This window comes from Halomonas sp. GFAJ-1 (assembly GCF_000236625.2).
Taxonomy (GTDB): Bacteria; Pseudomonadota; Gammaproteobacteria; order Pseudomonadales; family Halomonadaceae; genus Vreelandella.
Map to the genome: position 1 here is coordinate 83,796 of NZ_AHBC01000027.1, position 20,752 is coordinate 104,547.

A 20,752-nucleotide genomic window follows, 5' to 3' on the forward strand; every position below is an offset into this window, starting at 1 on the left:
TTAGGTTAGTACCAAGCGATCTAGTTACTAACTTGTAAAAATTGATCTGGATCAAGTGACAAGTTGAACTTAGTTACTACGCTTTATAAATAACTATTTTAATACACATCTACAGTGGTGTGTCCCTACCCTGTGGAGTTAGGCATGGCTAAAAAATCTCATCCAATAACGGCGGAAGAAACACCTCGCAAACGCCAGGAATTAGGGCTGTTTCTGTTTATTGTCGTGCTGCTATTTCCTATTTTGGCGATAGCGGTGGTAGGGGGCTATGGCTTTTCGGTATGGGTTTATCAGATGTTTGCAGGCCCTCCCGGCCCGCCGCTATAAGGCGCCCGTAACGCTTCTAAGAAATAAGTTTAAAAGGTGGTTAACCACTGTTTAGCACAGGGGTTAGTGTTCTTTTATTTTAGGAATACTTATGACGCGCACGAATAAAAACAATAATCGGCGCAATCTTTTTCGCCGCTTGTCGGGGCGTGATGATGTGCGTCGGCCGCCCTGGAGCAGAGCTGCCTTTCTCGACCTCTGTACCGGTTGTAACGCCTGCGTCGACGCGTGCCCGGAAGGCATTTTGACGCGCGGTGGCGGTGGCTATCCCGAGCTTAGCGTTGCCCAAGCGGGCTGCGCACTGTGCGGTGATTGCGCAACGGTATGCGAGCCACAGGCGATAGAGCGCGGCGCTAGCGTTAGCGAAGCCTTTGTTTGGCAAGCCGAAGTTCAGCCGCACTGTTTGGCACTGGCGAGTATCCATTGCCAAAGCTGCCAGGACGCCTGCGAGTGGAACGCGATTCGCTTTCCGCTGCGCCCCGGTGGTCGGCCGCCGCAACCTGAAATCCACCTAGAAAGCTGCACTGGATGCGGTGCTTGCTATTCCGCCTGCCCTAACCAAGCAATCTCACTGATAACAAAAGATACCGTCTATGTCTGATCAACTGCTACACATCATTAGCTTTATCGTTCATGCGCGGCCCGAGGCGCTGAAGCAGACAGCGGAGTGGATTACCCAACATAGCATTGGCGAAGTGATGGGCGAAGACGCGGCTGGAAAGCTCGTGGTCGTCGCCGAACATACTGACGAACAACAACTATTGGCTTTAATGGATCACGTACGCGAGCAGCCTGGGGTTATTGACGCCGCCTTTGTGTATCACGAAGTGGTTGATGCCCTGACAGCGGATGAGCCGCACGTACAGGAGGGGGAGCAATGAAACTAACACGCCGAGCGTTTGTAAAGGCGAACGCCGCAGCGGTGGCCGCTGCTACGGCAGGGATGTCGATTCCCGCAGGCGCCAGCAACCTGATTACCCATGCTGATCTGAACCGCTTGCAGTGGGATAAAGCCCCCTGCCGTTTTTGCGGTACCGGCTGTAGCGTCATGGTTGGCACCTATAACGGCCAAATCGTGGCGACTCATGGTGATAATCAGTCTGAAGTAAACCGGGGGCTTAACTGCGTTAAAGGCTATTTTCTTTCCAAAATTCTCTATGGGGAAGATCGCTTGACCCAGCCGCTGCTGCGTAAGCGCAACGGTCAATATGCTAAAGATGGCGATTTCGAGCCGGTCTCCTGGGATGAGGCGCTCGACCTCATGGCAGAAAAATTTACCAGCGCCATTCGTGAACACGGCCCGGAGAGCATCGCGCTATTTGGCTCCGGCCAGTGGACTATCTGGGAAGGCTACGCGGCGAGTAAGCTATTTAAAGCCGGGCTGCGTTCGAACAATATCGACCCCAACGCCCGCCACTGTATGGCTTCGGCGGTATTCGGCTTTATGCGCACCTTCGGCTCGGATGAGCCCATGGGCGTGTATGACGATATCGAACATGCGGATGCCTTTGTGCTGTGGGGCTCTAACATGGCCGAGATGCACCCGGTACTCTGGACCCGCGTTACTGACCGGCGCCTCTCTTTTCCGGACACCCAGGTCGCCGTGCTGTCGACCTTCGAGCACCGCAGCTTTGAGTTGGCCGATATCCCCATGATTATGTCGCCCAACGCGGATATCGTGATCCTTAACTATATTGCCAACCATATTATTCAGACTGACCGGGTAAATCGGTCATTCGTCGATAAGCATGTCAACTTCGCGCTCGGCACTGATGATATCGGCTATGGCCTGCGCGACGAGCATCCGCTGCAGCAGGCGGCGAAGAACGCTGATAACGCTAATAGCTGGACGGATATGAGCTTTGAGGCGTTCGCCGACTATGTTGCGCCTTATACCTTAGCGCGGGCAGCGCGAGAGTCCGGCGTCTCTGAAAGCCGCCTTGAGGCCTTGGCAGAGCTGTATGCCGACCCTGATAAAAAGGTGATGACGTTCTGGACTATGGGGGTCAATCAGCATACCCGCGGGGTGTGGATCAACAATCTGATTTACAACCTCCACCTGCTTACTGGCAAAATTTCAGAGCCGGGGAATAGCCCTTTCTCGCTTACCGGCCAGCCCTCAGCCTGTGGCACGGCGCGGGAGGTGGGTACCTTTGCTCACCGTCTGCCCGCCGACCGAGTGGTTACCAATCCGGAGCATCGCCGCGATGCGGAGAAAATCTGGAAACTGCCTGAGGGCACGATCCCTTCGTGGGTGGGCTTTGACGCGGTGGCCCAAAGTCGCCGCCTTAAAGACGGTGACATCAAGGTCTACTGGACCCAGGTAACCAACAATATGCAGGCCGGGCCCAACGTCATGCAAGAGATTCTGCCTGGCTGGCGTAACCCCGAAGCCTTTGTAGTGGTCTCGGATATCTACCCCACCGTTTCAGCCCAGTCGGCGGATCTGATTTTGCCCGCGGCGTCCTGGGTAGAAAAAGAGGGCGCTTTTGGTAACTCCGAGCGGCGCACCCAGTTTTTCCATCAGTTGGTCAATGCCCCCGGCGAGGCGCGCTCGGATTTATGGCAGACCGTGGCCCTCTCCCAGCGCATCCGCGTGGCTGACGTCTGGCCCGAAGAGTTGCTAGAAGCTGCCCCGGAGATGCGTGACAAAACCCTGTTTGATTTACTGTTTGCCAATGGTCAGGTCGACCAGTACCCCACCTCCGATATGGAAGAGGGCTACGCCAACGCTGAGGCAGACGATTTCGGCTTCTATATCCAAAAGGGGCTGTTTGAAGAGTACGCCCGCTTTGGCCGCGGCAAAGGCAAAGACTTGGATCATTTCGACGCTTACCACGCCAACCGGGGCAAGCGCTGGCCGGTGGTGGATGGCAAGGAAACGCTATGGCGCTACCGGGAGGGGTATGACCCTTATGTAGAACCCGGCAGCGGCTGGCAGTTCTACGCGAAGCCGGATAATCGCGCGTTAATTTTCGCAGTCCCGGCTGAGCCACCTCCCGAGGCTCCTGACGATGACTTCCCCTACTGGCTCTGTACAGGGCGGGTATTGGAACATTGGCACACCGGCTCCATGACCCGTCGCGTGCCTGAGCTTCATCGGGCCGTACCTGCCGCGCTTTTATATATGCACCCAGAGGACGCTCGCGCTGAAGGGTTCCGGCGGGGAAGCGAGGTTAAAGTGGCCAGCCGACGCGGGGATGTGAACCTGCGGGTAGAAACCCGTGGGCGCGTTAAACCGCCCCGTGGCTTAGTGTACGTGCCCTTTTTTGATGCCTCCTATCTGATCAATAAGGTCACGCTGGATGCCACCGATCCTATTTCAAAACAGACCGATTTCAAAAAGTGCGCGGTGCGCCTTGAACTCGTCAATCTGGCGTAAACAGGCTAAGGAGAATAACGATGAAATGGCTTTTTCCTCTCTGTTTATCCATGGCGCTGCTGGCGGGGGCGGCCGGTGCGGATGAGGCAAGCGATGCGCCTGCACCGGATGGCTTGCGTCTCGGCGGCACCATTAGCCAAACGCAGTCTGCGGCGCCTATTGCCGGTGAACCGCGAGATGGCGGCCGTGAAGTGCGCAGCTATCCAGAGCAGCCGCCGGTGATCCCCCACTCGATTCGTGACTACCAGGTCGATATGCGGGTTAACCAGTGCCTAAACTGCCATAGCCGAGAGCAGGCTGTCAGCGCGGGTGCGCCTATGGTGAGTATTACTCACTTTATGGATCGCCATAAGCAGGTATTAGCCGCCGTATCGCCGGATCGCTACTTCTGCACTCAGTGCCACGTGCCCAAAACCGATGCCACCCCTCTGGTACCCAATCGTTTCAAGTCGGTGGAAGAGGTGATTAACGAGGCGCTACGTGAGCGCCAGGAGGCGGGGCAATGAAGCGCTTTTTTACCCGTTACTGGCGTATTTTAAGCCGCCCCAGCGTTCACTTTAGCCTGGGGTTTTTAACCCTGGGTGGTTTTATCGCCGGTATCATCTTTTGGGGCGGTTTCAACACGGCGATGGAAGCCACCAACACCGAGCAGTTTTGCATCTCCTGCCATGAGATGGAGCGCAACCCGATGCAGGAGCTCAAAACCACCATTCACTACACCAATCGCTCTGGGGTGCGGGCGACGTGCTCGGATTGCCACGTTCCTCATGGCTGGACGCACAAAGTAGCGCGTAAAATGGAGGCTTCTAAAGAGGTGTGGGGTTGGGTATTTGGCTCAATTCGCACCGAAGAGCAGTTCGAGGCAAAGCGCCGCGAGCTTGCCGAGCGTGAATGGGTGCGGCTCCAGGCCAATGACTCGCTAGAGTGCCGCAACTGCCACGAATTCGACTCCATGGACTTCACCCAGCAGAGTACGCGTGCTGCCCGGGCCCACTCCACCAACCTTGCCKYGGGCGATGCAACCTGTATCGACTGCCATAAAGGCATCGCCCACGAACTACCGGATATGAGTCCTAAAATAGAGGCTGCTGTGGGAGTGCCCGATATCGTGTCCTGGGCCGCGCATTTAGAGCTGGAGAGCGGTGCCTATGCCGAGCAGTAGCGTCGGCGTTGATTGAAAAGTCGCTGGCGCAATAGATGCGCTAGATGCTAGAACAAGCATCATCGTCAATGTATGCGCCAGCGCACAGGGTGGAAGAGAGAATGAGTCAGGGAAAAGTATTGGTATTACATGGCCCAAATTTGAATTTGCTGGGTAGCCGTCAGCCAGAGATCTACGGCTATGAGACGTTAGAAGATGTGAATAACATGCTGCGGGAGAAAGCGGTGATGGCCGATTGGGACATCACCTGCTTTCAAAGTAATCATGAAGGCGCCTTGATTGATGCGATCCACGCCGCACGCCTTGATGGTACCCAGGCGATTATTATTAACCCGGCGGCCTATACCCATACCTCGGTGGCTATTCTCGATGCGCTTAATGCCTTTGATGGCAAAGTCATTGAGGTGCATCTCTCCAATGTGCACAAACGCGAAGCTTTTCGGCATCACTCCTATATATCGCTACGCGCCGATGGCGTGATTGCCGGATTGGGCGTGCAAGGCTATCGCGCTGCGTTAGAGGCTGTAATGGTCAATTAATATGCGCGCGGATGTACGCGACTTTGCTTTGCAGCACAGGTAGGTAAACATTAACGAGCGTGTCGAGGTCGACCCGAGCTGCGTTGGTGCTGATATTGATTGCCCCCATTAAGTGCTGCTTAGCATCAAAAACCGGAACAGCGATAGAGCGTAAGCCCGAGTCCAACTCTTGATCAGAAATCGCATAGCCTTGCTGGCGTGCATTAACTATTTGGCTGCGTAACTCTTTAACATCGGTCACTGTTTTATCGGTGTAGGGCTCTAGGGAAATAGTCGATAGGAAGTGATCAAGATCTTTATCGTTAAGCTGAGCCAACAACATGCGACCCATTGAGGTGTGCGCAGCCGGAAGTCTCGTGCCTACGGATAACGTAATCGCCATTAAGCGATGTTTGGCTGCAGAACGAGCGACATAAATAACATCGTTACCATCTAAGACGCCCAGAGAAGAAGACTCCCCGGTTTCTGCGGTTATTTCTTCCAAGTACTGTTGAATAACCCCTTGATAGTTGTTGGCGGATAGAAACGCGTAGCCTAACTGTAGAACTCGAGGGGCTAATTCAAAATAGCGTTGTTCTTTACGGACATACCCTAGCGCATGCAACGTCAGTAAGAAGCGCCTAGCTTTTGCTCTATTCATGCCAGTGCGCGTCGCCACTTCGCTTAACGTCATGCGTGGGTGTTCAGCGTCAAATGCCTGTATAACCTCCAGGCCGCTGGCCAGGGCAGTGACAAAGTCACGACTCTCTGTATTAAGCATCTCTTCTTGCATCGTCGCTATCCACTGTTTGAAGCCTCTGATAAGAGAGTAACGTAAAAAAGTTCGCCATGCGAACTTTAGGGTTTTCACTATAGGCTCGCTGTGGGGAGAGTATTTACTGCCATACTACTAAAGTTGTGTTTTTTAAAGTGTTAACAACAACGTAATCTCAAGGCATGCACTACGAATACGTGTACGCAATGCGAACAATAATTAACTAACGCACAGGAAGATAACAATGAATAAACTCCTTAGCGCAACATGTTTAGCTGCCTGTAGTAGCGCGCTTGCACTTGGCCTTGCTGTTTCCTCTGCCAGCGCCAATGAGTGGCCGACTGATGATATTCGCCTAGTCGTTCCATACGCCCCAGGTGGTACTACCGATGTGTTGTCGCGGCGCGTTGCCGATCTACTCCAGCAAGAACTCGATACTAACGTGGTGGTAGAAAACCGCCCGGGTGCGGGTTCCACTGTCGGCACCGGGCGCCTTGCACGCGGTGGGCGCGGTGCGGATCACACCATTCTTATGGCATCGCCAGGCCATACCATCGGTGCCGCTATTTATCCTGACCTCAGCTACGACCCCGTTGATGACTTCGTCTTCCTGCAGAACATGATCGATATTCCTAACGTCATGGTCGTGCCCGCTGACAGCCCCTATGAAAACGTTATTGAATTCGTAGAAGCTGCAAAAGAACAAAACATGACCTTCAGTCACAGCGGTGTGGGTAGCTCTATTCACATGTCTGGCGAGCTATTTAAAACGCTGACCGAGACCAACATGACCGCGGTGCCTTTTGCGGGTAGCGGTGCGGCACTGCCTGCGCTGTTAGGTGGTGATGTAGACGTATCGTTTGAAAATATGCCAACGGTTCTTTCCCACGTTCGCTCCGGCGATCTGCGTGCACTGGCGGTTACCTCCGCTGAACGCTCTGAGTACCTTCCTGATGTGCCAACATTAACGGAAATTGGCGAGCATAACCTTGACCAGTTCATCACCACTGCTTGGTTTGGGCTGATTGCCCACAGCTCCTTCCCAGAAGAAGCACAAAGCGTCATGCAAGATGCATTGGCCAGGGTGATGGAGCGGGAAGAGTTTCTAGATTTCGCAGAGCAGTTAGGCGCAGAGCCGGGGCAAGTGTCGGGTGATGCGTTTAAACAGTTCATCGTTGAAGAATTGGAGCGTTGGGACGGCGTCGCCCAGCAAGCTGGCATTAGCCAGTAAGCTAGGCAGCCTCTCATCAAACACTGAGGCGAGGACATGCGTTCTCGCCTTTATTGTTTTCCCTGGAGAAGGCAGCGATGACACCCTCAGATTCTAAGCGCAGGGTAAAAGACCCAAGTGACGTAGTCGCGGGAGTTATCCTGCTGGGCTTCTCGCTGGCACTGGTGTTTTACTTAGTGCCTAACTACGTCAATGAACCGCCTATTCTGCAAAACCCGATGATGTCGCCGCGCTGGCTGCCGGGAATCGTCGGCTGGTTGATCCTACTGTTTTCTATTCTGCTTATCCTACAAGGCTTCCTGTTGGATAGAAGCAGCGAGGAGGATGAACGAAATATCGAGAAAGGGACGACCCGGCGTTTCATATTGATGGTGGTCGCTCTGGTCATCTATGTCTCTCTATTTGAGTCGATGGGGGCGGTATTTACCGGCATTCTGGCGACCCTGGTGCTTTTTGTGGCACATCCCGTTCGCACCTGGTGGGTTTATAGCCTGGCCTTCGTTTTTCCTATCGCTGTGACATTTATCTTTGTAAAAGTGATGAATGTACCGCTTCCGATATCACCAATCGGTTTCTGATTGGCTACTTAATCTTCTGGGTGATCTATGGAACATTTTTCGGAAGTCATCGCGATATTTTTTAGCTTAGATAACTTTCTGGCCATCGCGATGGGCGTGGTCATCGGTGTGGTGGTGGGGTCCATTCCTGGGCTGACCGCCACGATGGCGGTGGCGCTGGCGCTGCCCTTTACCTTCTCCATGCAGCCGGTCGCCGCTATTTTGCTGTTGGTGGGTATTTATAAAGGCGGCATGTACGGTGGCTCCATTACCGCTATTTTGATTAGAACGCCTGGCTCACCTGCATCCGCGTGTACCTTGTTAGATGGCTACCCCATGGCCCAGCAGGGCCATGCCAAGAAGGCACTCAAAGCTGCGCTCTTCTCATCGGTAATCGCCGATTTTATTTCCAACATCGCGCTGATCTTTTTTGCCGCCTATTTGGCAAAAATTGCGCTAAATTTTGGCGCGCCGGAGTTTTTCTGGCTGATCTGTTTTTCGCTCACCATCATTATTTCCCTGGCCAGCGGCTCTATGATCAAAGGCTTGATGGCCGCGTTGTTAGGTATTCTGCTTTCTCTGGTGGGGCTGGATGAAGTCTACGGCTCCCAGCGGTTTACCTTTGGCAGCTATAACTTAATGGACAGTATCTCCTTTATTCCTCTGTTGATTGGCCTGTTTGCCATCCCAGAGATTATCGAGTTCTATCGCAAGAAGGCGCTTCCCCATATTAAGGCGAAGGCGAGCGGTGCTGGCCTGGCATTTTCTGAATTGAAGCGCTGCTTGACGACTATTGTGCGGGGCAGTTTGATCGGCGTGATTATTGGAGCCATCCCCGGTACTGGTGCTACGGCGGCTGCGTTTATTTCCTATAGCGATGCACGTAGGCGGTCGCCTAATAAGGCGAACTTCGGTAAGGGTGAGGTAGAAGGCGTTGCCGCTGCCGAGGCGGGTAATAACGGGGTTGCCGGGGCGACGATGATTCCGCTGCTATCGCTGGGTATTCCCGGGGATGTTATTACGGCGATTATTCTTGGGGCCTTTATGGTTCATGGGCTAACGCCAGGCCCCATTATGTTCCAAGAAAACCTGCCGCTCATCTATGCCTTGTTTATGGGCATTATGTTTAGCTCGCTGGTATTGCTGCTAGTGGGCAATGTGGCCATTAAGTACTTTTCATTAATTGCTGACATTCCTAAATCTATTCTTTTCCCGATTGTGTTGATGTTCTGCGTTTATGGGGCGTATGCGGTTAATAATGACACCTTTGACGTGTGGCTAATGCTGGCCTTCGGCGTCGTGGGCTATATCTTCAATCGCGCCGCGATCCCGGCAGCGCCATTTTTAATCGGCTTTATCCTCGGGCCAATGTTTGAAGATAACCTGCGCCGCTCGCTATTGATCGGTCATAACGATCTTTCGATCTTTGTGCGTGGCCCCATTACCTGGGTCTTTATTGCATTGACGGTGGGTTCCATTGCCTTGGCCCTTTACCGCTTTATTTCATCACGCCGTGAAGCGCGCAACGCCGTCGGTAAATCGCAGTAAGTACGACTACCGGAGAAAATGGCTATGGCAGGACCGCTAACAGGGCTTCGAGTGTTGGATTTAAGCCGCGTAATGGCAGGCCCCTGGTGTACGCAAATACTGGCCGATATGGGCGCCGAGGTGATTAAAATTGAGCACCCCACCCTCGGCGATGACACGCGCCACTGGGGGCCTCCCTGGTTAAACGATAAACAGGGCAAGGAGTCCCAAGAGTCGGCTTACTACCTGTCTGCCAATCGCGGCAAGCACTCGGTGACGGTGGATATTGGCCAGCCGGAGGGACAAGCGCTGGTGCGTGAACTAGCGGCAGAAAGCGATATTCTGGTGGAGAACTTTAAAAGTGGGGGCTTGGCGCGAAAAGGTCTCGATTACGCCACCCTAGAAGCGATTAATCCCGGGTTGATTTACTGCTCAATCACCGGCTTTGGTCAAACCGGGCCAATGGCGGCAATGGCCGGCTATGACTACCTAATCCAAGCTCAATCCGGCCTAATGAGTATTACCGGTGCCGCCGACGGTGAGCCGGGGGCTGGGCCGCAGCGGGTAGGCATGGCGGTCTCCGACCTGACCACAGGGATGAATGCCACCATCGCCATTCTGGGTGCTTTGCATCACCGACATAGCACCGGGGAGGGCCAATATATTGATATGGCGCTGCTGGACGTTCAGGTCAGTTGGCTGGCAAACCAAGCGCTTAACTACTTCTGCAGTGGCACACCGCCCACCCGCACCGGTGAGTATCACCCTAACTTAGTGCCTTACCAGCCGTTTCCTACGGCTGACGGTGAAAAAGTCATTATCGCCATTGGCAACGATGGGCAGTTCAAGCGCTTCTGTGAGGCGGTGGGGCGCCCTGAGCTAGCCATTGATCCTCGTTTTGGCACTAACCCTGAGCGGGTGAAGCACCGTCTGGTGCTAATTCCACTGATGGTGGAGATCACTCGGACCCGCACCAGCCACGAATGGATTGAAATGCTAGGCGCCATTAGCGTTCCCTGCGGGCCGATTCAGAATATTGCCCAAGTCTTCAATGACCCGCAGGTTCAGGCGCGAAACATGCAAATTGAGCTAGAAAGCGACACCGGCGTAGTGCCTGGTGTGGCTAACCCTATTAAATACTCCAAAACGCCGTTGGCGTATCACAAGCCACCGCCGCGACTGGGCGAGGATACCGATAGCGTGTTAGAGCGCCTATTACACAAGAGCGCTTCCGACATCAGCGCCTTGCGCCAAAAGGGCGTGGTGAAATAAGCCTTCGATTTGCCTAACCGACCGTAACACCGCCGCACACGAAGAGGGTCTGTCCGGTGATGAAGCCGCTACGCTCATCGCAGAAGAAACTGACGGCCTGGGCCACGTCGTCAGGTTGGCCCATGCGTTGTAGCGGAATATTGTCGATGATGCGGCGTGCGCGCTCCGAATCAGGCGGGTTATTTTGCCAGAAGGCGCTGGTGGCAATAGGCCCAGGAGCAACACAGTTAACGGTGATGCTGTGTTCAGCCAGTTCCAGCGCCCATGTTCTGGCCATGGATTGCAGCGCTCCCTTTGTTGCGCTGTAGATAGTTCGCGCTTCTTTGCCCAGCACCACGCGGCTGGCATTTATGACGATGCGCCCCATACCTTGTGCCTTCATAGCAGGAAGCAGCGCTTGGGTGCAGATCAGCGCCGAGCGTACGTTCAGGTGCATCAATTGGTCGAAGTCTTCAAGCGTTGCCTCCTCAAGCAGAGCGGGGGCGACGATACCTACATTGTTGATTAGCCGGGTCACCGTATAACGCTCGGCGATTTCTGCCATCACCCGTCGTGTCGCGTCGGCATCGGCAAGGTCGACCTGGTAGGCGTCAGTCTGCAGCGCATCGACTTCCGGCGCAACGATATCCACCACGATAACGTGATAGCCATCCTGTTGGAGTCGTAACGCGATAGCTTGACCGATGTTTCTAGCGCCGCCGGTAACCACGGCGCAGGCGTATTGATTATTTTGGTTATGTACAGAAGGTTGGCTCATTGTTGTTGTCCTTTGCTGACCTAAACCGGTGTCCATTAGAACGCCAATACGCAGTGTGATGCATGCAATCCGGCTTTATACCTTGGTAGCGTCACTGCCCAGGTAACGCGTGCAAATAAAGGGCTGAAAAGTAAATAAGTAGCTGAAAAATATCTTTAAAACGCGTTACTCAGTGCGGGGGATAGGCCATCCAGGCACTGAATAGCCGCTAGGCATTTGACCTCATTAGCGATCGGCAGTAACTTGTTCGTATTAAGAATATATGTTCGTTAAACGCACAAGCGCTAACAACGTCGGCAACGACCTGCTAAGAGGCACCCATCATGGCCGAGTTTCTCAGCTTGCATGACGCGGTAGCGCGCTACGTCCAAGACGGCGCCACCGTTGCCATGGAAGGCTTTACCCACCTGATTCCGTTTGCCGCGGGTCACGAAGTGATCCGTCAGCAAAAGCGTGATCTGACGCTGATCCGCATGACCCCCGATATCATCTACGATCAAATGATTGGCGCGGGCTGTGCCAAAAAAGTCATCTTCTCCTGGGGCGGTAACCCCGGCGTGGGCTCGCTGCATCGCCTGCGTGACGCGGTGGAGAAAGGCTGGCCGTGCAAGATCGAGATTCTTGAGCATAGCCACGCGGCCATGGCCTGTGCCTTTGAAGCGGGTGCGGCTGGATTACCGCTGGCGGTTTTCCGTGGCTACATCGGTAGCGAGCTGCCCAGCGTCAACGACCAAATCAAATTCATCGAGTGCCCGTTTACCGGTGAACGCCTGGCCGCTATACCGTCGGTGCGCCCAGATGTCTCGATCATCCACGCCCAGCGGGCGGATCGCCAAGGCAACGTGTTGGTAGAAGGCATTGTTGGCGTACAAAAAGAAGCGGTGCTGGCCGCCAAACACAGCATCGTCACGGTGGAAGAGATTGTCGATGATCTGAACGCACACCCCAATGCTTGCGTGATCCCAAGCTGGGCGATCAGCGCCGTTGCGGTGGCCGAGAAAGGCGCGCTGCCTTCCTATACTCACGGTTATTACGGCCGCAGCAATCGCTTCTACAAGGAGTGGGATGCTATTGCTCGGGATCGCGACACCTTTACCCAGTGGCTTGACGACAACGTCTTTAATGCCGCCGATAACGTGGGAGGCCAAGCCTGATGAGCCTGGAATATACCTCGTCTGAAATGATGTCGGTGACGGCGGCGCGAGCGCTGGAGAACGGCATGACCTGTTTTGTGGGCATCGGGCTGCCCTCGGAAGCCGCCAACCTGGCGCGGCTGACCCATGCCCCTGATGTGGTGCTGATTTACGAGTCCGGCACGCTGCAAACCAAGCCTGCGATTCTGCCGCTTTCCATCGGTGATGGTGAACTGTGCGAATCAGCGCTGACCACCGTGGCGGTGCCGGAGATGTTCCGCTACTGGCTGCAGGGCGGCAAAATCGATGTGGGCTTTTTGGGCACCGCGCAAATCGACCGCTTTGCTAACCTTAACACCACCCTAATTGGCGATTACAAGGCACCCAAGGTTCGCCTGCCGGGTGGTGGCGGTGCCCCGGAAATTGCCACCAACGCCGGGGAAGTGTTTATCACCCTGAAGCACTCCAAACGTGCTTTTGTAAAAGATGTCGACTTCGTCACTACGCTAGGCTTTGGCCGCGACGGCAAAGGGCGTGATAACGTGCCCAATATCGGCAAAGGCCCCACCCGCGTCATCACCGACCTGTGCGTGATGAAGCCTGATCCCGACACCAAAGAGCTAGTGGTGGTATCGCTGCACCCAGGCGTAACCCGCGAGGACGTGATTGACGCCACCGGTTGGGAAGTACGCTTTGCCGAGCAGCTTGAGAGCACCCCGGAGCCCAACGAAAACGAGCTGACGATTTTGCGTGAGCTGAAAGCGCGCACCGAGCGAGCCCACGCGGGCGCATAAGAAGTACTTTATGAGGTGCATCGCGGGAGGTATCCGAGGATAGTAAACGCGTCGTGGTACGCGGCCGCAATGGGTATATCCACTTAACTGCCTAAAAGTCTACGCGAATGCGTGGGTAGTCGCTTATTGCGTAATAAAAAAGGGAGCCCGTTTAAGCGGGCACCCTTTTTTTAGGTAATGCTAATAACGCTTAAAGATGATTAAGCGCTTTTCTTCTTTGTGATCTTAGGATCGCTCGCTTTATCTTTTTGATCACTCGGTTTGCTGTCGCTGGCGTCGCTTGGCTGTGGGAGCGATGGCAGCGATTTGGCGAGCATTTCTACACTGTGGCGGTAGTAGAGCTGGCTCTTATTATGCTCGCCCATGCTGGCGTAGAGGCGGGCAAGCTCGGCACATACTTCACCATTGGGGCGCTGGCGCTGACTAGCTTCAAAGTATTCCAGCGCTTTTTCCCACTGGCCAATACGTAGCGATAGGCGCCCGCATGCTAACAGCAGTTCTGGGTCATTGGGGCGCTCTTGCAGCCATTTCTCTGCTTTCACCAGCTGGCGCGCTGCGTCTACGTTAAGCAAGCCGTAACGTTTTACCAGGCGTGCATCCCAGTGGTGGTCCAGCGAGTGATTGAGCAGCCGTTCAGCAATAGGCTCTTCGTTCGACTGGAGCAGCGCCTCGGTGTAGAGCACGATCAGCTCAGTATTCCCACGCAGGTAGTCCGGCATATCGGCCCATAACCCCCGCACGCGCTCGATATTCGTGGGGTTCTTGGCCTCAAACACAATCAGTTCACGGTAGGCCTTGAACTCCAGCTGCTCACGCTCTTGCTGAGTAATCAGCTTTTGCGCGGCTAAGCGCGGGATCAGGTGGCGTAGCCCCTCCCAATCGTTAACGCTGAGATGCACCTGCTTAAGCATCTTGAGCACTTGAGGGTGGTTGGTCAGCTGCTTATCCAAACGGTTAAGAATCGCCAGTGCTTCTTCAGGCTGCTGACGGTCGATCATCAACTGAGCCTGCATCAGGCCAATCGCTGTGTCGGCGCCTTCGGTCGTTAGCTGAGCCTTGTTGAGATGCTCTTGAGACTTAACATGGTGGCCTTGGTAGTGTGCCGCCAGCGCCGCTGAAAGGTAGTTAACCAGTGGGGTGCTGGAGTCATTGGCAGCGTTAACCAGCGTTTTTTCGGCTTTTTTGAAGCGGCCTTCGGTAAGGGCCACTAAGCCATGCACCGTGCGTTTCATGGCGCGGCGATTGCGGGCGCGGCTGTTCCAGGTGCGAAAGTTACCCACTGGACGAATAATGCCGCTTAAAAGCCGCAGGGCAAAGTGCAGCACAAGGAAGGCGGCGAGTAGCAGTACCAGGCCAAACCAGAAGGAGGTCTGTACCGAGGTTTCACCGACACGAATTAACCAGTAGCCAGGCACCGCCATCATTAGGTGCCCAAATAGGGCACCTACTGCAAGGCCTGCGACGATAAGAAGAATGAGCTTTCTCATGCATCACCTCCGCCTTGGCGACGCGATTCAAAGCGGTTTTCAATGAAGTTCGCTAGCGCCTGCTGTGACGCGCTGATATCGGGCAGTTCTGGCTTCACCTCGGTTTGCTTTAGCTCTTCTAGGCGATTAATGACGCTTTGAGTCTCGTCACGATCGGTGTCGTAGTAGCTGTTAAGTAGACCCAGGGCTTTATCAAGGCTCGCTTCGTAAAGTTCCTGCTCTTCTTTCAACAGGGCCAGTTGCGACTGCTCAAGCACTAGGCGCAGGCTTTGGCGCAGATAGGTCTCTTGCTCTGGAGTAATCAGCGTTTCCAACGCTTCGTCATGATGGCGAATCACGACAAGATCTTTTAACTCTTCGCCAAAGCGTGCCAGCTGGCGCTGGAAGGTACCTGTAGGCGGCTGCTCGATGCTAGAGGTAACGGCACGCTCTTCCACTTCCTGGGAAAGACGCAGGCCAGCGATGCGTTCCTGCTGGGCGTTCAGCGCCAGATAGATACCGGTGCGGTCTACGCGGGGTACCGCATCAAGGGCGGCCAGCTCATTGGCGATTTCACGGCGTACCGAGGTGAGTGCCGGGTTGTCGGCGTCCACTAGGCGGGCGTCGGCGGTGTTAAGCAGGGCGGCTGCACCATCGACATCACCTTCAAGCTGCAGGCGCTGGTTGGCTAAGCGCAGCAGATAGGCGGCTTCTGCGTGTAGCCAGTCGCGCTCGTCGGTTTCCTGCTCTTGGGAGAGCTGGGCCAGCACTTGATCCAGCGTCTCGTCGACGTCACTGCGGTAAGTGTCAAGTTCACTGCGCAGATCGCTCAAGGTGCTTTCCAGCGCCTGACTGCGCTCTGCTTCGCCACTTTCGATACGTGACTCAAGGTCGCTAACGGCCTGCTGGGAGGCGCTGTCTTCAGTCTGCTGAGTCAGCGCATCAATGCGCTGCTGTTGACTATCCAGGCGCTGCCAGCCTTGCCAAGCAACCAGTACTAATGCCACCGCCAGGATAATCACCAGCACAATGGCGAGCATGCCGCTCTTGCCACTGTTGCCGCCGTTGCCACTGTCGCTACCCGAGTGGCGGTCACCACCACTGTTAGTGGGCGGCGGCGTGAAGGCGCCTTTGGGGCTTGCGCTCGCGGTGCTCGTACCCGCTGCCTGTTTGGGGGCAGGCTCATCTTTTTTGGCACCGCTGTGTGGTGCTACAGGTGCGGCGCTTGTGGTGTCTTGCTTAGAATCGGCGGGTTGGTGGCCGCCTTTATTACGCCGCCGGGAACGGCTGTTCTTAGCGGCATAAGAGGAAGATGCTGAGGTAGTGCTTGACCCTGCAGGCTCGCTGTTGGAAGAGGCGGGCACGGCGGTATCGCTCGGCTTAGCGCCCTCTTGGGATGCATCGGCAGACGTCTTGTGTACGCCTTCCTGATCGTTTAGTTGTTTGCTCATCTGTCGCTAGCCCTTATTAAGTTCCTTGATCGACATCGGCACCCTTTGGGTTGCAGGACCGATCCAACGCGGCTGCTAGTGCAGCCGGCGTTGCTCCCGACGCCACCTTGAGGTCACAAAAACCCAGTTTACCGGCCAGTGTAGCTAAACGGTGACTGGAAACGATTAGCGGTTGGTTCAACGCTGCTTGATTACACCATTTTGCCAGATGTTCAAGCAGTTCGCTGCTGGTAACGATTAACGCCCGGTAATCGCCTACTAAAAGACGTTGCTGCATGGCCGCTGAGGGCGGTTGATACACTCGCCGATATACTTCTACGCGGATGACTTGCGCGCCACGCGTTTCCAGCGTCTCGGTGAGTAGTGTGCGGCCGCCTTCACCCGCTACCAGTAGTACTCTCTGGTGGGTTAATGCTTTTAGTGAGGCAAGTGCCAGCAGTGCCTCGCTGGTATCGTCACCGCTTGCAGGTGAAGGAATGTGAACGCGTACGCCTAGCAGGTTGTAAAGGGTGTAGGCGGTGGTGCTGCCAACACTGTAGTAATCAATCCCTACAGGAAGCTGCGGCCAATAACGCTCCAGCGCTTCGCTTAAACATTCGGCTGCGAAGGGGCTGACCACTACTATCTTATGGTACTGATCAATATCCAGCCAGATTCTGCGCTGTTCCGGTGTTTCAGGCAGTGCTTCAAGCTGCATGACCTCCAGGGATTCGACCCAAGCGCCCTGGGCGCGCAGCGCAGCGGCAAGCGCTTCACCACGCTCTCCGGGACGGCAGATCAGTACCGGTTGGGTCATACGTTGCGGCCGTAAACCTCGGCCAGGATATCCCCAGCCCCTTGGTCAAGGAGGTCTTCAGCCACCCGAATGCCCAGCGCTTCCGGCTCGTGGATGGAGCCACTGCCTTCGGCCCGTAGCACTTCGGTGCCTTCAGGGTTGCCCACTAAACCGCGCAGCCAAATGGTTTCGTTGGCCTTGTCGAGAATCGCATGACCACCGATAGGCACCTGGCAGCCGCCTTCTAAGCGGGTGTTCATTGCCCGTTCGGCGCGCACGCGGGTGGCGGTGTCAGGGTCATCCAGAGGAGCCAGTAAGCTGATCAGCTCAGGGTCATGCAAGCGGCATTCGATACCCAGCGCCCCTTGGCCGCAGGCCGGTAGGCAAATTTCTGGGGGCAATGCTTGGGCGATACGTGCATCCAGCCCTAGGCGTTGCAGCCCCGAGGTGGCAAGAATAATCGCATCAAATTCACCGGCGTCTAATTTTGCCAAGCGAGTTTGTACATTACCGCGTAGATTAAGAATTTGAAGATCAGGGCGGGCCTCGCGCATTTGCAGGCCACGGCGTAGGCTGGCCGTGCCGATGCGGGCACCTTCAGGCAGCTCTTCAATGTTGCTGTAGTGGTTGGAGACAAAAGCATCGGTGGGGTCGGCGCCATCTAAAATCACCGAAAGCCCGAGGCCTTCTGGGAAGTGCATCGGCACATCTTTCATAGAGTGCACGGCAATGTCTGCGCGGCCATCCAGCATGGCGTCTTCCAACTCTTTGACAAACAGCCCTTTACCGCCAATTTTAGAAAGCGGCGTGTCGAGAATTTTATCCCCTTTGGTAGAGAGCGGAACCAGCTCGACTTCCAAACCGCTGTGTGCCGCCATCAAACGGTCGCGGACGTACTCGGCCTGCCACATGGCCAACTGGCTTTTACGCGTGGCAATGCGCAATTTAGTGATGGATGACACGTTATTCTCCCTTGGCCGCTGACACGGCGCGTCGAACTATGATAAGTCTCATGATAAAGCACCCGGCCACACAGTAAAAATAACCGGTTAAATTTAAGCGTAGCGTTGAAACGCGACTTACATCTTTAGGTAACGCGATGCCCCTTGAAGAACCGCAAGGTCAGCTCGATCAATTTTTCCGGCTCTCGCAAGACATGTTCTGCTGCCTCGACGCTGCGGGCATAGTGCTTAACGTCAATCCTATGTTTGAAACACTGCTGGGCTATAGCGCTGCAGAGCTGGTGGGCCGACCGTGCGGTAAAGTGATCGACCCGCGTGATTATAAGGTGATTGAAACGGCGCTGGCGCAACTGCTTCAAGGAGAAATCATCAAAGCCTTTGATGTTCGCGCGTTAACCGCAGCAAGGCAACTGCTGTGGCTGGAAGTCACGGCGTCACTCGGCGATAAGGTGATTTATGTCATTGCCCGAGATATTACCCGGCGCAAGGCCATTGAAAAGCAGCTTTTACGCAATCAGCGGCTGCTGGAAATGGCGGGTGAGTCTGCGCTGATTGGTGGCTGGTACGTAGATGTGGTGAATAACGTGCCCGTTTGGTCAGACGAGCTGTGCCAAATTCACGGCATGCCGCCGGGGTTTAAACCCTCTGTGGAGGAGGCTTTCGCTTTTTATGCGCCAGGCTCTAGAGAACAACTGATGCGCGATTTTCAGGCGTGTAGCGATACCGGCATTAGTTTTGACGGCGAGTATGAGGTGATCACGCGTCAGGGGCGACACCTGTGGGTGAGAGCCATTGGCAGAGCGGTGAGAGATGAGCACGGAGAGATTTTTCAAATACAAGGCTCAACCCAGGACATTAGTCACCGTAAAGCCACCGAGCAAAAGCTACAGCTGCTAGAGCGCAGCGTTGAGTCGAGCACTAACGGCGTGATTATCGTTGATGCGCTCAGCGACGATCTACCGATGGTTTATGTCAATGCCGCGTTTGAGCGCATCACGGGCTACTCCCGGCAAGCCGTGCTGGGGCGTAACTGTCGGTTTCTTCAGGGAGAGGATACCGCGCCGGAATCTCGGCGACAGCTGCGTAAAGGTATTAATGCCCAGCGTGAAGTGCATGTGGTGATTCGCAACTACCGGTGCGACGGGACGCCGTTCTGGAACGATCTATACATTTCGCCGGTGCGCGATGAAGCCGGCGTAGTGACCCACTTTATTGGCGTACAAAATGACATTACCTCACAGCGCGAGTATCAAGCGCAGTTACGCCATAACGCGAGCCACGACGCGCTGACCGGGCTGCCTAATCGGTTGTTGCTCAACCAGCGCTTGGCCCAAGGGTGTCTGTTAGCAAAGCGCTACCATCGCTACTTAGCCGTTCTGTTTGTCGACCTAGATGACTTTAAGCCGATTAACGACACCCTGGGCCATGAAGTGGGGGATTTTCTGCTGATTGAAGTGGCTAAGCGGCTGGAGGAGGAGCTGCGCCCTTGGGATACCGTGGCGCGCTTTGGTGGCGATGAGTTTGTCGTGCTGCTGCCAGATTTAGCCCACGAGCAGGATGTACTGCAAGTGGTCGAGCGTCTGCTTGCCCGGGTTTCGTCGCCCTACTGGTATCGCACCAGCGAGCTACGAATTTCCGCGAGCATTGGTATTGCCACCGATGACGGGACTATGAGCGAGCCACGCCAGCTGATTCAACAGGCAGACCTTGCGATGTACAAAGCCAAGCGGCGGGGGCGCAACACCTACCAGTGGTATACCGATGAGTTAAATCGCAAGGTAACCGAGCGCGTCAGTTTGCGTCATGCTCTTCAGCAGGCCATTGAGCAAGACCAGTTTGAGCTACATTATCAGCCTCAGGTTTGCCAACGCGGCCGGGTGGCCGGGGTAGAAGCACTGCTCCGCTGGTACCATCCTGAGCGTGGCAATATCCCGCCAGTGCAGTTTATTAGCCTAGCGGAAGACACCGGGCAAATTATGCCCATCAGTGAGTGGGTGCTGGCCACCGCGTGCCGGGACGCGGTGGCCCTCAACGCCGCAGGCCACGGCCCGATCACCATGGCCGTTAATGTGTCACCTATGCAGTTTCAGCGGCCAGGTTTTTTGGCTTCAATAGAAAAAGCGCTACAAGAGAGCGGTCTTGCGCCTGAGCTGTTGGAGCTAGAGCTTACCGAAGGTGTGCTCATGGATAGCGCCGAGCACACGATTCAAGCGCTGCATGCCCTGCGCCGCATGGGGGTACACATAGCGCTGGATGACTTTGGTACGGGGTTCTCCAGCTTGAGCTACTTAAAGCGCCTACCCATTAATAAGCTCAAGGTTGACCGCTCCTTTGTGCGCGAAGTGGTTAACGACCGCCGCGACGCTGCCATTGTGGATGGCGTTGTCACCATGGCGGATAAGCTGGGTCTTGAGGTATTGATTGAAGGTATCGAAACCGCCGAGCAGTTTAACTATTTCAAAGGGGTTCAGCGTGCCCACTTCCAAGGTTACTACTTTGCTCGGCCGATGCCCCTTGCAGCGTTCTATGCGTTTTTACAATCCCCGCTTACCGCCACCGTTACAATTGAGTCACCTACGTCTTAAGCGGCCACTGTTTAAAACGGCATGCCGCTGAGTGCGGCGACTCTGGTACACTTTCGATTAACGATTCCATTAGTTTTG

General features: G+C 55.0%; 20 protein-coding genes. 14 read left to right on the top strand and 6 right to left on the bottom strand.

Features of this window, described 5'->3' with window-relative positions:
• The first annotated feature begins 144 nt into the window (after positions 1-144).
• From MOY_RS07395 to aroQ, 7 genes are all read left to right on the top strand, one after another.
• Complete coding sequence (locus MOY_RS07395) at positions 145-327, top strand: periplasmic nitrate reductase, NapE protein (protein ID WP_009098214.1); 183 nt, start codon at positions 145-147, stop codon at positions 325-327.
• Between the two features lie 91 nt (positions 328-418).
• The gene (locus MOY_RS07400) at positions 419-928 is read left to right on the top strand and encodes a ferredoxin-type protein NapF (protein ID WP_009098215.1); all 510 of its coding nucleotides are present in this window, start codon (positions 419-421) and stop codon (positions 926-928) included.
• On the top strand, positions 921-1,208 hold the full coding sequence (locus MOY_RS07405; protein ID WP_009098217.1) for a chaperone NapD: 288 nt from the start codon (positions 921-923) through the stop codon (positions 1,206-1,208). Before MOY_RS07400 ends, MOY_RS07405 begins: the two co-directional genes overlap by 8 nt.
• The gene (gene napA, locus MOY_RS07410) at positions 1,205-3,709 is read left to right on the top strand and encodes a nitrate reductase catalytic subunit NapA (RefSeq protein WP_009098219.1); all 2,505 of its coding nucleotides are present in this window, start codon (positions 1,205-1,207) and stop codon (positions 3,707-3,709) included. The genes MOY_RS07405 and napA overlap by 4 nt, the downstream gene beginning before the upstream one ends.
• A gap of 20 nt (positions 3,710-3,729) precedes the next feature.
• The gene (locus MOY_RS07415) at positions 3,730-4,215 is read left to right on the top strand and encodes a nitrate reductase cytochrome c-type subunit (protein WP_009098220.1); all 486 of its coding nucleotides are present in this window, start codon (positions 3,730-3,732) and stop codon (positions 4,213-4,215) included.
• On the top strand, positions 4,212-4,871 hold the full coding sequence (locus MOY_RS07420; protein ID WP_009098222.1) for a NapC/NirT family cytochrome c: 660 nt from the start codon (positions 4,212-4,214) through the stop codon (positions 4,869-4,871). The genes MOY_RS07415 and MOY_RS07420 overlap by 4 nt, the downstream gene beginning before the upstream one ends.
• A 101-nt stretch (positions 4,872-4,972) precedes the next feature.
• Entirely contained in the window at positions 4,973-5,410 is a 438-nt protein-coding gene (gene aroQ / locus MOY_RS07425) for a type II 3-dehydroquinate dehydratase (protein ID WP_009098224.1), read from the top strand.
• On the opposite strand, the gene MOY_RS07430 is transcribed toward aroQ, so the two are convergent.
• Positions 5,403-6,182, bottom strand: coding sequence for an IclR family transcriptional regulator domain-containing protein (locus MOY_RS07430; RefSeq protein ID WP_009098225.1), 780 nt, complete (start codon positions 6,180-6,182; stop codon positions 5,403-5,405). The genes aroQ and MOY_RS07430 overlap by 8 nt on opposite strands.
• A 226-nt stretch (positions 6,183-6,408) precedes the next feature.
• Here MOY_RS07430 and MOY_RS07435 point away from each other — a divergent pair, with 226 nt between their 5' ends.
• The 4 genes from MOY_RS07435 (at position 6,409) to MOY_RS07450 (ending at position 10,751) form a co-directional block, all read left to right on the top strand.
• Complete coding sequence (locus MOY_RS07435) at positions 6,409-7,395, top strand: Bug family tripartite tricarboxylate transporter substrate binding protein (protein ID WP_009098226.1); 987 nt, start codon at positions 6,409-6,411, stop codon at positions 7,393-7,395.
• 77 nt (positions 7,396-7,472) lie between these two features.
• Positions 7,473-7,973 carry a tripartite tricarboxylate transporter TctB family protein gene (locus tag MOY_RS07440; RefSeq protein ID WP_009098227.1) on the top strand — a complete coding sequence of 167 codons (501 nt, stop codon included), beginning with the start codon at positions 7,473-7,475 and terminating at the stop codon, positions 7,971-7,973.
• Between the two features lie 27 nt (positions 7,974-8,000).
• Entirely contained in the window at positions 8,001-9,500 is a 1,500-nt protein-coding gene (locus tag MOY_RS07445; protein ID WP_009098228.1) for a tripartite tricarboxylate transporter permease, read from the top strand.
• Between the two features lie 24 nt (positions 9,501-9,524).
• On the top strand, positions 9,525-10,751 hold the full coding sequence (locus MOY_RS07450; RefSeq protein ID WP_009098229.1) for a CaiB/BaiF CoA transferase family protein: 1,227 nt from the start codon (positions 9,525-9,527) through the stop codon (positions 10,749-10,751).
• Positions 10,752-10,764: 13 nt separating this feature from the next.
• On the opposite strand, the gene MOY_RS07455 is transcribed toward MOY_RS07450, so the two are convergent.
• A complete protein-coding gene (locus MOY_RS07455) occupies positions 10,765-11,508 on the bottom strand; it encodes an SDR family NAD(P)-dependent oxidoreductase (RefSeq protein WP_009098232.1) in 744 nt (247 codons plus the stop codon).
• A gap of 323 nt (positions 11,509-11,831) precedes the next feature.
• Between MOY_RS07455 and MOY_RS07460 the strand changes: the two genes are divergently transcribed.
• Together MOY_RS07460 and MOY_RS07465 are read left to right on the top strand one after the other, a co-directional pair.
• Complete coding sequence (locus MOY_RS07460) at positions 11,832-12,662, top strand: CoA transferase subunit A (RefSeq protein WP_009098234.1); 831 nt, start codon at positions 11,832-11,834, stop codon at positions 12,660-12,662.
• Positions 12,662-13,435, top strand: coding sequence for a CoA-transferase subunit beta (locus MOY_RS07465; RefSeq protein WP_009098236.1), 774 nt, complete (start codon positions 12,662-12,664; stop codon positions 13,433-13,435). Before MOY_RS07460 ends, MOY_RS07465 begins: the two co-directional genes overlap by 1 nt.
• Positions 13,436-13,635: 200 nt before the next feature.
• On the opposite strand, the gene MOY_RS07470 is transcribed toward MOY_RS07465, so the two are convergent.
• Genes MOY_RS07470 through hemC form a run of 4 tightly spaced genes read right to left on the bottom strand, consistent with a single transcriptional unit; the run spans position 13,636 to position 18,089 of the window.
• Entirely contained in the window at positions 13,636-14,922 is a 1,287-nt protein-coding gene (locus MOY_RS07470; protein WP_009098238.1) for a heme biosynthesis HemY N-terminal domain-containing protein, read from the bottom strand.
• Positions 14,919-16,352: a uroporphyrinogen-III C-methyltransferase gene (locus tag MOY_RS07475; RefSeq protein WP_009098240.1), complete on the bottom strand. Its 1,434-nt coding sequence runs from the start codon at positions 16,350-16,352 to the stop codon at positions 14,919-14,921. Before MOY_RS07475 ends, MOY_RS07470 begins: the two co-directional genes overlap by 4 nt.
• Before the next feature lie 16 nt (positions 16,353-16,368).
• Entirely contained in the window at positions 16,369-17,148 is a 780-nt protein-coding gene (locus MOY_RS07480; protein ID WP_009098244.1) for a uroporphyrinogen-III synthase, read from the bottom strand.
• Entirely contained in the window at positions 17,145-18,089 is a 945-nt protein-coding gene (gene hemC, locus MOY_RS07485) for a hydroxymethylbilane synthase (protein ID WP_009098246.1), read from the bottom strand. Before hemC ends, MOY_RS07480 begins: the two co-directional genes overlap by 4 nt.
• A 137-nt stretch (positions 18,090-18,226) precedes the next feature.
• Between hemC and MOY_RS07490 the strand changes: the two genes are divergently transcribed.
• Positions 18,227-20,674: a sensor domain-containing protein gene (locus tag MOY_RS07490; RefSeq protein ID WP_009098247.1), complete on the top strand. Its 2,448-nt coding sequence runs from the start codon at positions 18,227-18,229 to the stop codon at positions 20,672-20,674.
• The last annotated feature ends 78 nt before the right edge of the window (positions 20,675-20,752 follow it).

What these genes read in the sequence shown, in the direction of transcription:
- MOY_RS07415 (WP_009098220.1), top strand. Translation starts at nt 3,730, where the DNA reads ATGAAATGGCTTTTTCCTCTCTGTTTATCCATGGCGCTGCTGGCGGGG.
- MOY_RS07440 (WP_009098227.1), top strand. Translation starts at nt 7,473, where the DNA reads ATGACACCCTCAGATTCTAAGCGCAGGGTAAAAGACCCAAGTGACGTA.
- MOY_RS07430 (WP_009098225.1), bottom strand. Translation starts at nt 6,182, where the DNA reads ATGCAAGAAGAGATGCTTAATACAGAGAGTCGTGACTTTGTCACTGCC.
- MOY_RS07460 (WP_009098234.1), top strand. Translation starts at nt 11,832, where the DNA reads ATGGCCGAGTTTCTCAGCTTGCATGACGCGGTAGCGCGCTACGTCCAA.
- MOY_RS07455 (WP_009098232.1), bottom strand. Translation starts at nt 11,508, where the DNA reads ATGAGCCAACCTTCTGTACATAACCAAAATAATCAATACGCCTGCGCC.
- MOY_RS07395 (WP_009098214.1), top strand. Translation starts at nt 145, where the DNA reads ATGGCTAAAAAATCTCATCCAATAACGGCGGAAGAAACACCTCGCAAA.
- napA (WP_009098219.1), top strand. Translation starts at nt 1,205, where the DNA reads ATGAAACTAACACGCCGAGCGTTTGTAAAGGCGAACGCCGCAGCGGTG.
- MOY_RS07465 (WP_009098236.1), top strand. Translation starts at nt 12,662, where the DNA reads ATGAGCCTGGAATATACCTCGTCTGAAATGATGTCGGTGACGGCGGCG.
- MOY_RS07490 (WP_009098247.1), top strand. Translation starts at nt 18,227, where the DNA reads ATGCCCCTTGAAGAACCGCAAGGTCAGCTCGATCAATTTTTCCGGCTC.
- MOY_RS07475 (WP_009098240.1), bottom strand. Translation starts at nt 16,352, where the DNA reads ATGAGCAAACAACTAAACGATCAGGAAGGCGTACACAAGACGTCTGCC.
- MOY_RS07435 (WP_009098226.1), top strand. Translation starts at nt 6,409, where the DNA reads ATGAATAAACTCCTTAGCGCAACATGTTTAGCTGCCTGTAGTAGCGCG.
- MOY_RS07405 (WP_009098217.1), top strand. Translation starts at nt 921, where the DNA reads ATGTCTGATCAACTGCTACACATCATTAGCTTTATCGTTCATGCGCGG.
- MOY_RS07480 (WP_009098244.1), bottom strand. Translation starts at nt 17,148, where the DNA reads ATGACCCAACCGGTACTGATCTGCCGTCCCGGAGAGCGTGGTGAAGCG.
- MOY_RS07470 (WP_009098238.1), bottom strand. Translation starts at nt 14,922, where the DNA reads ATGAGAAAGCTCATTCTTCTTATCGTCGCAGGCCTTGCAGTAGGTGCC.
- MOY_RS07445 (WP_009098228.1), top strand. Translation starts at nt 8,001, where the DNA reads ATGGAACATTTTTCGGAAGTCATCGCGATATTTTTTAGCTTAGATAAC.
- MOY_RS07400 (WP_009098215.1), top strand. Translation starts at nt 419, where the DNA reads ATGACGCGCACGAATAAAAACAATAATCGGCGCAATCTTTTTCGCCGC.
- MOY_RS07450 (WP_009098229.1), top strand. Translation starts at nt 9,525, where the DNA reads ATGGCAGGACCGCTAACAGGGCTTCGAGTGTTGGATTTAAGCCGCGTA.
- aroQ (WP_009098224.1), top strand. Translation starts at nt 4,973, where the DNA reads ATGAGTCAGGGAAAAGTATTGGTATTACATGGCCCAAATTTGAATTTG.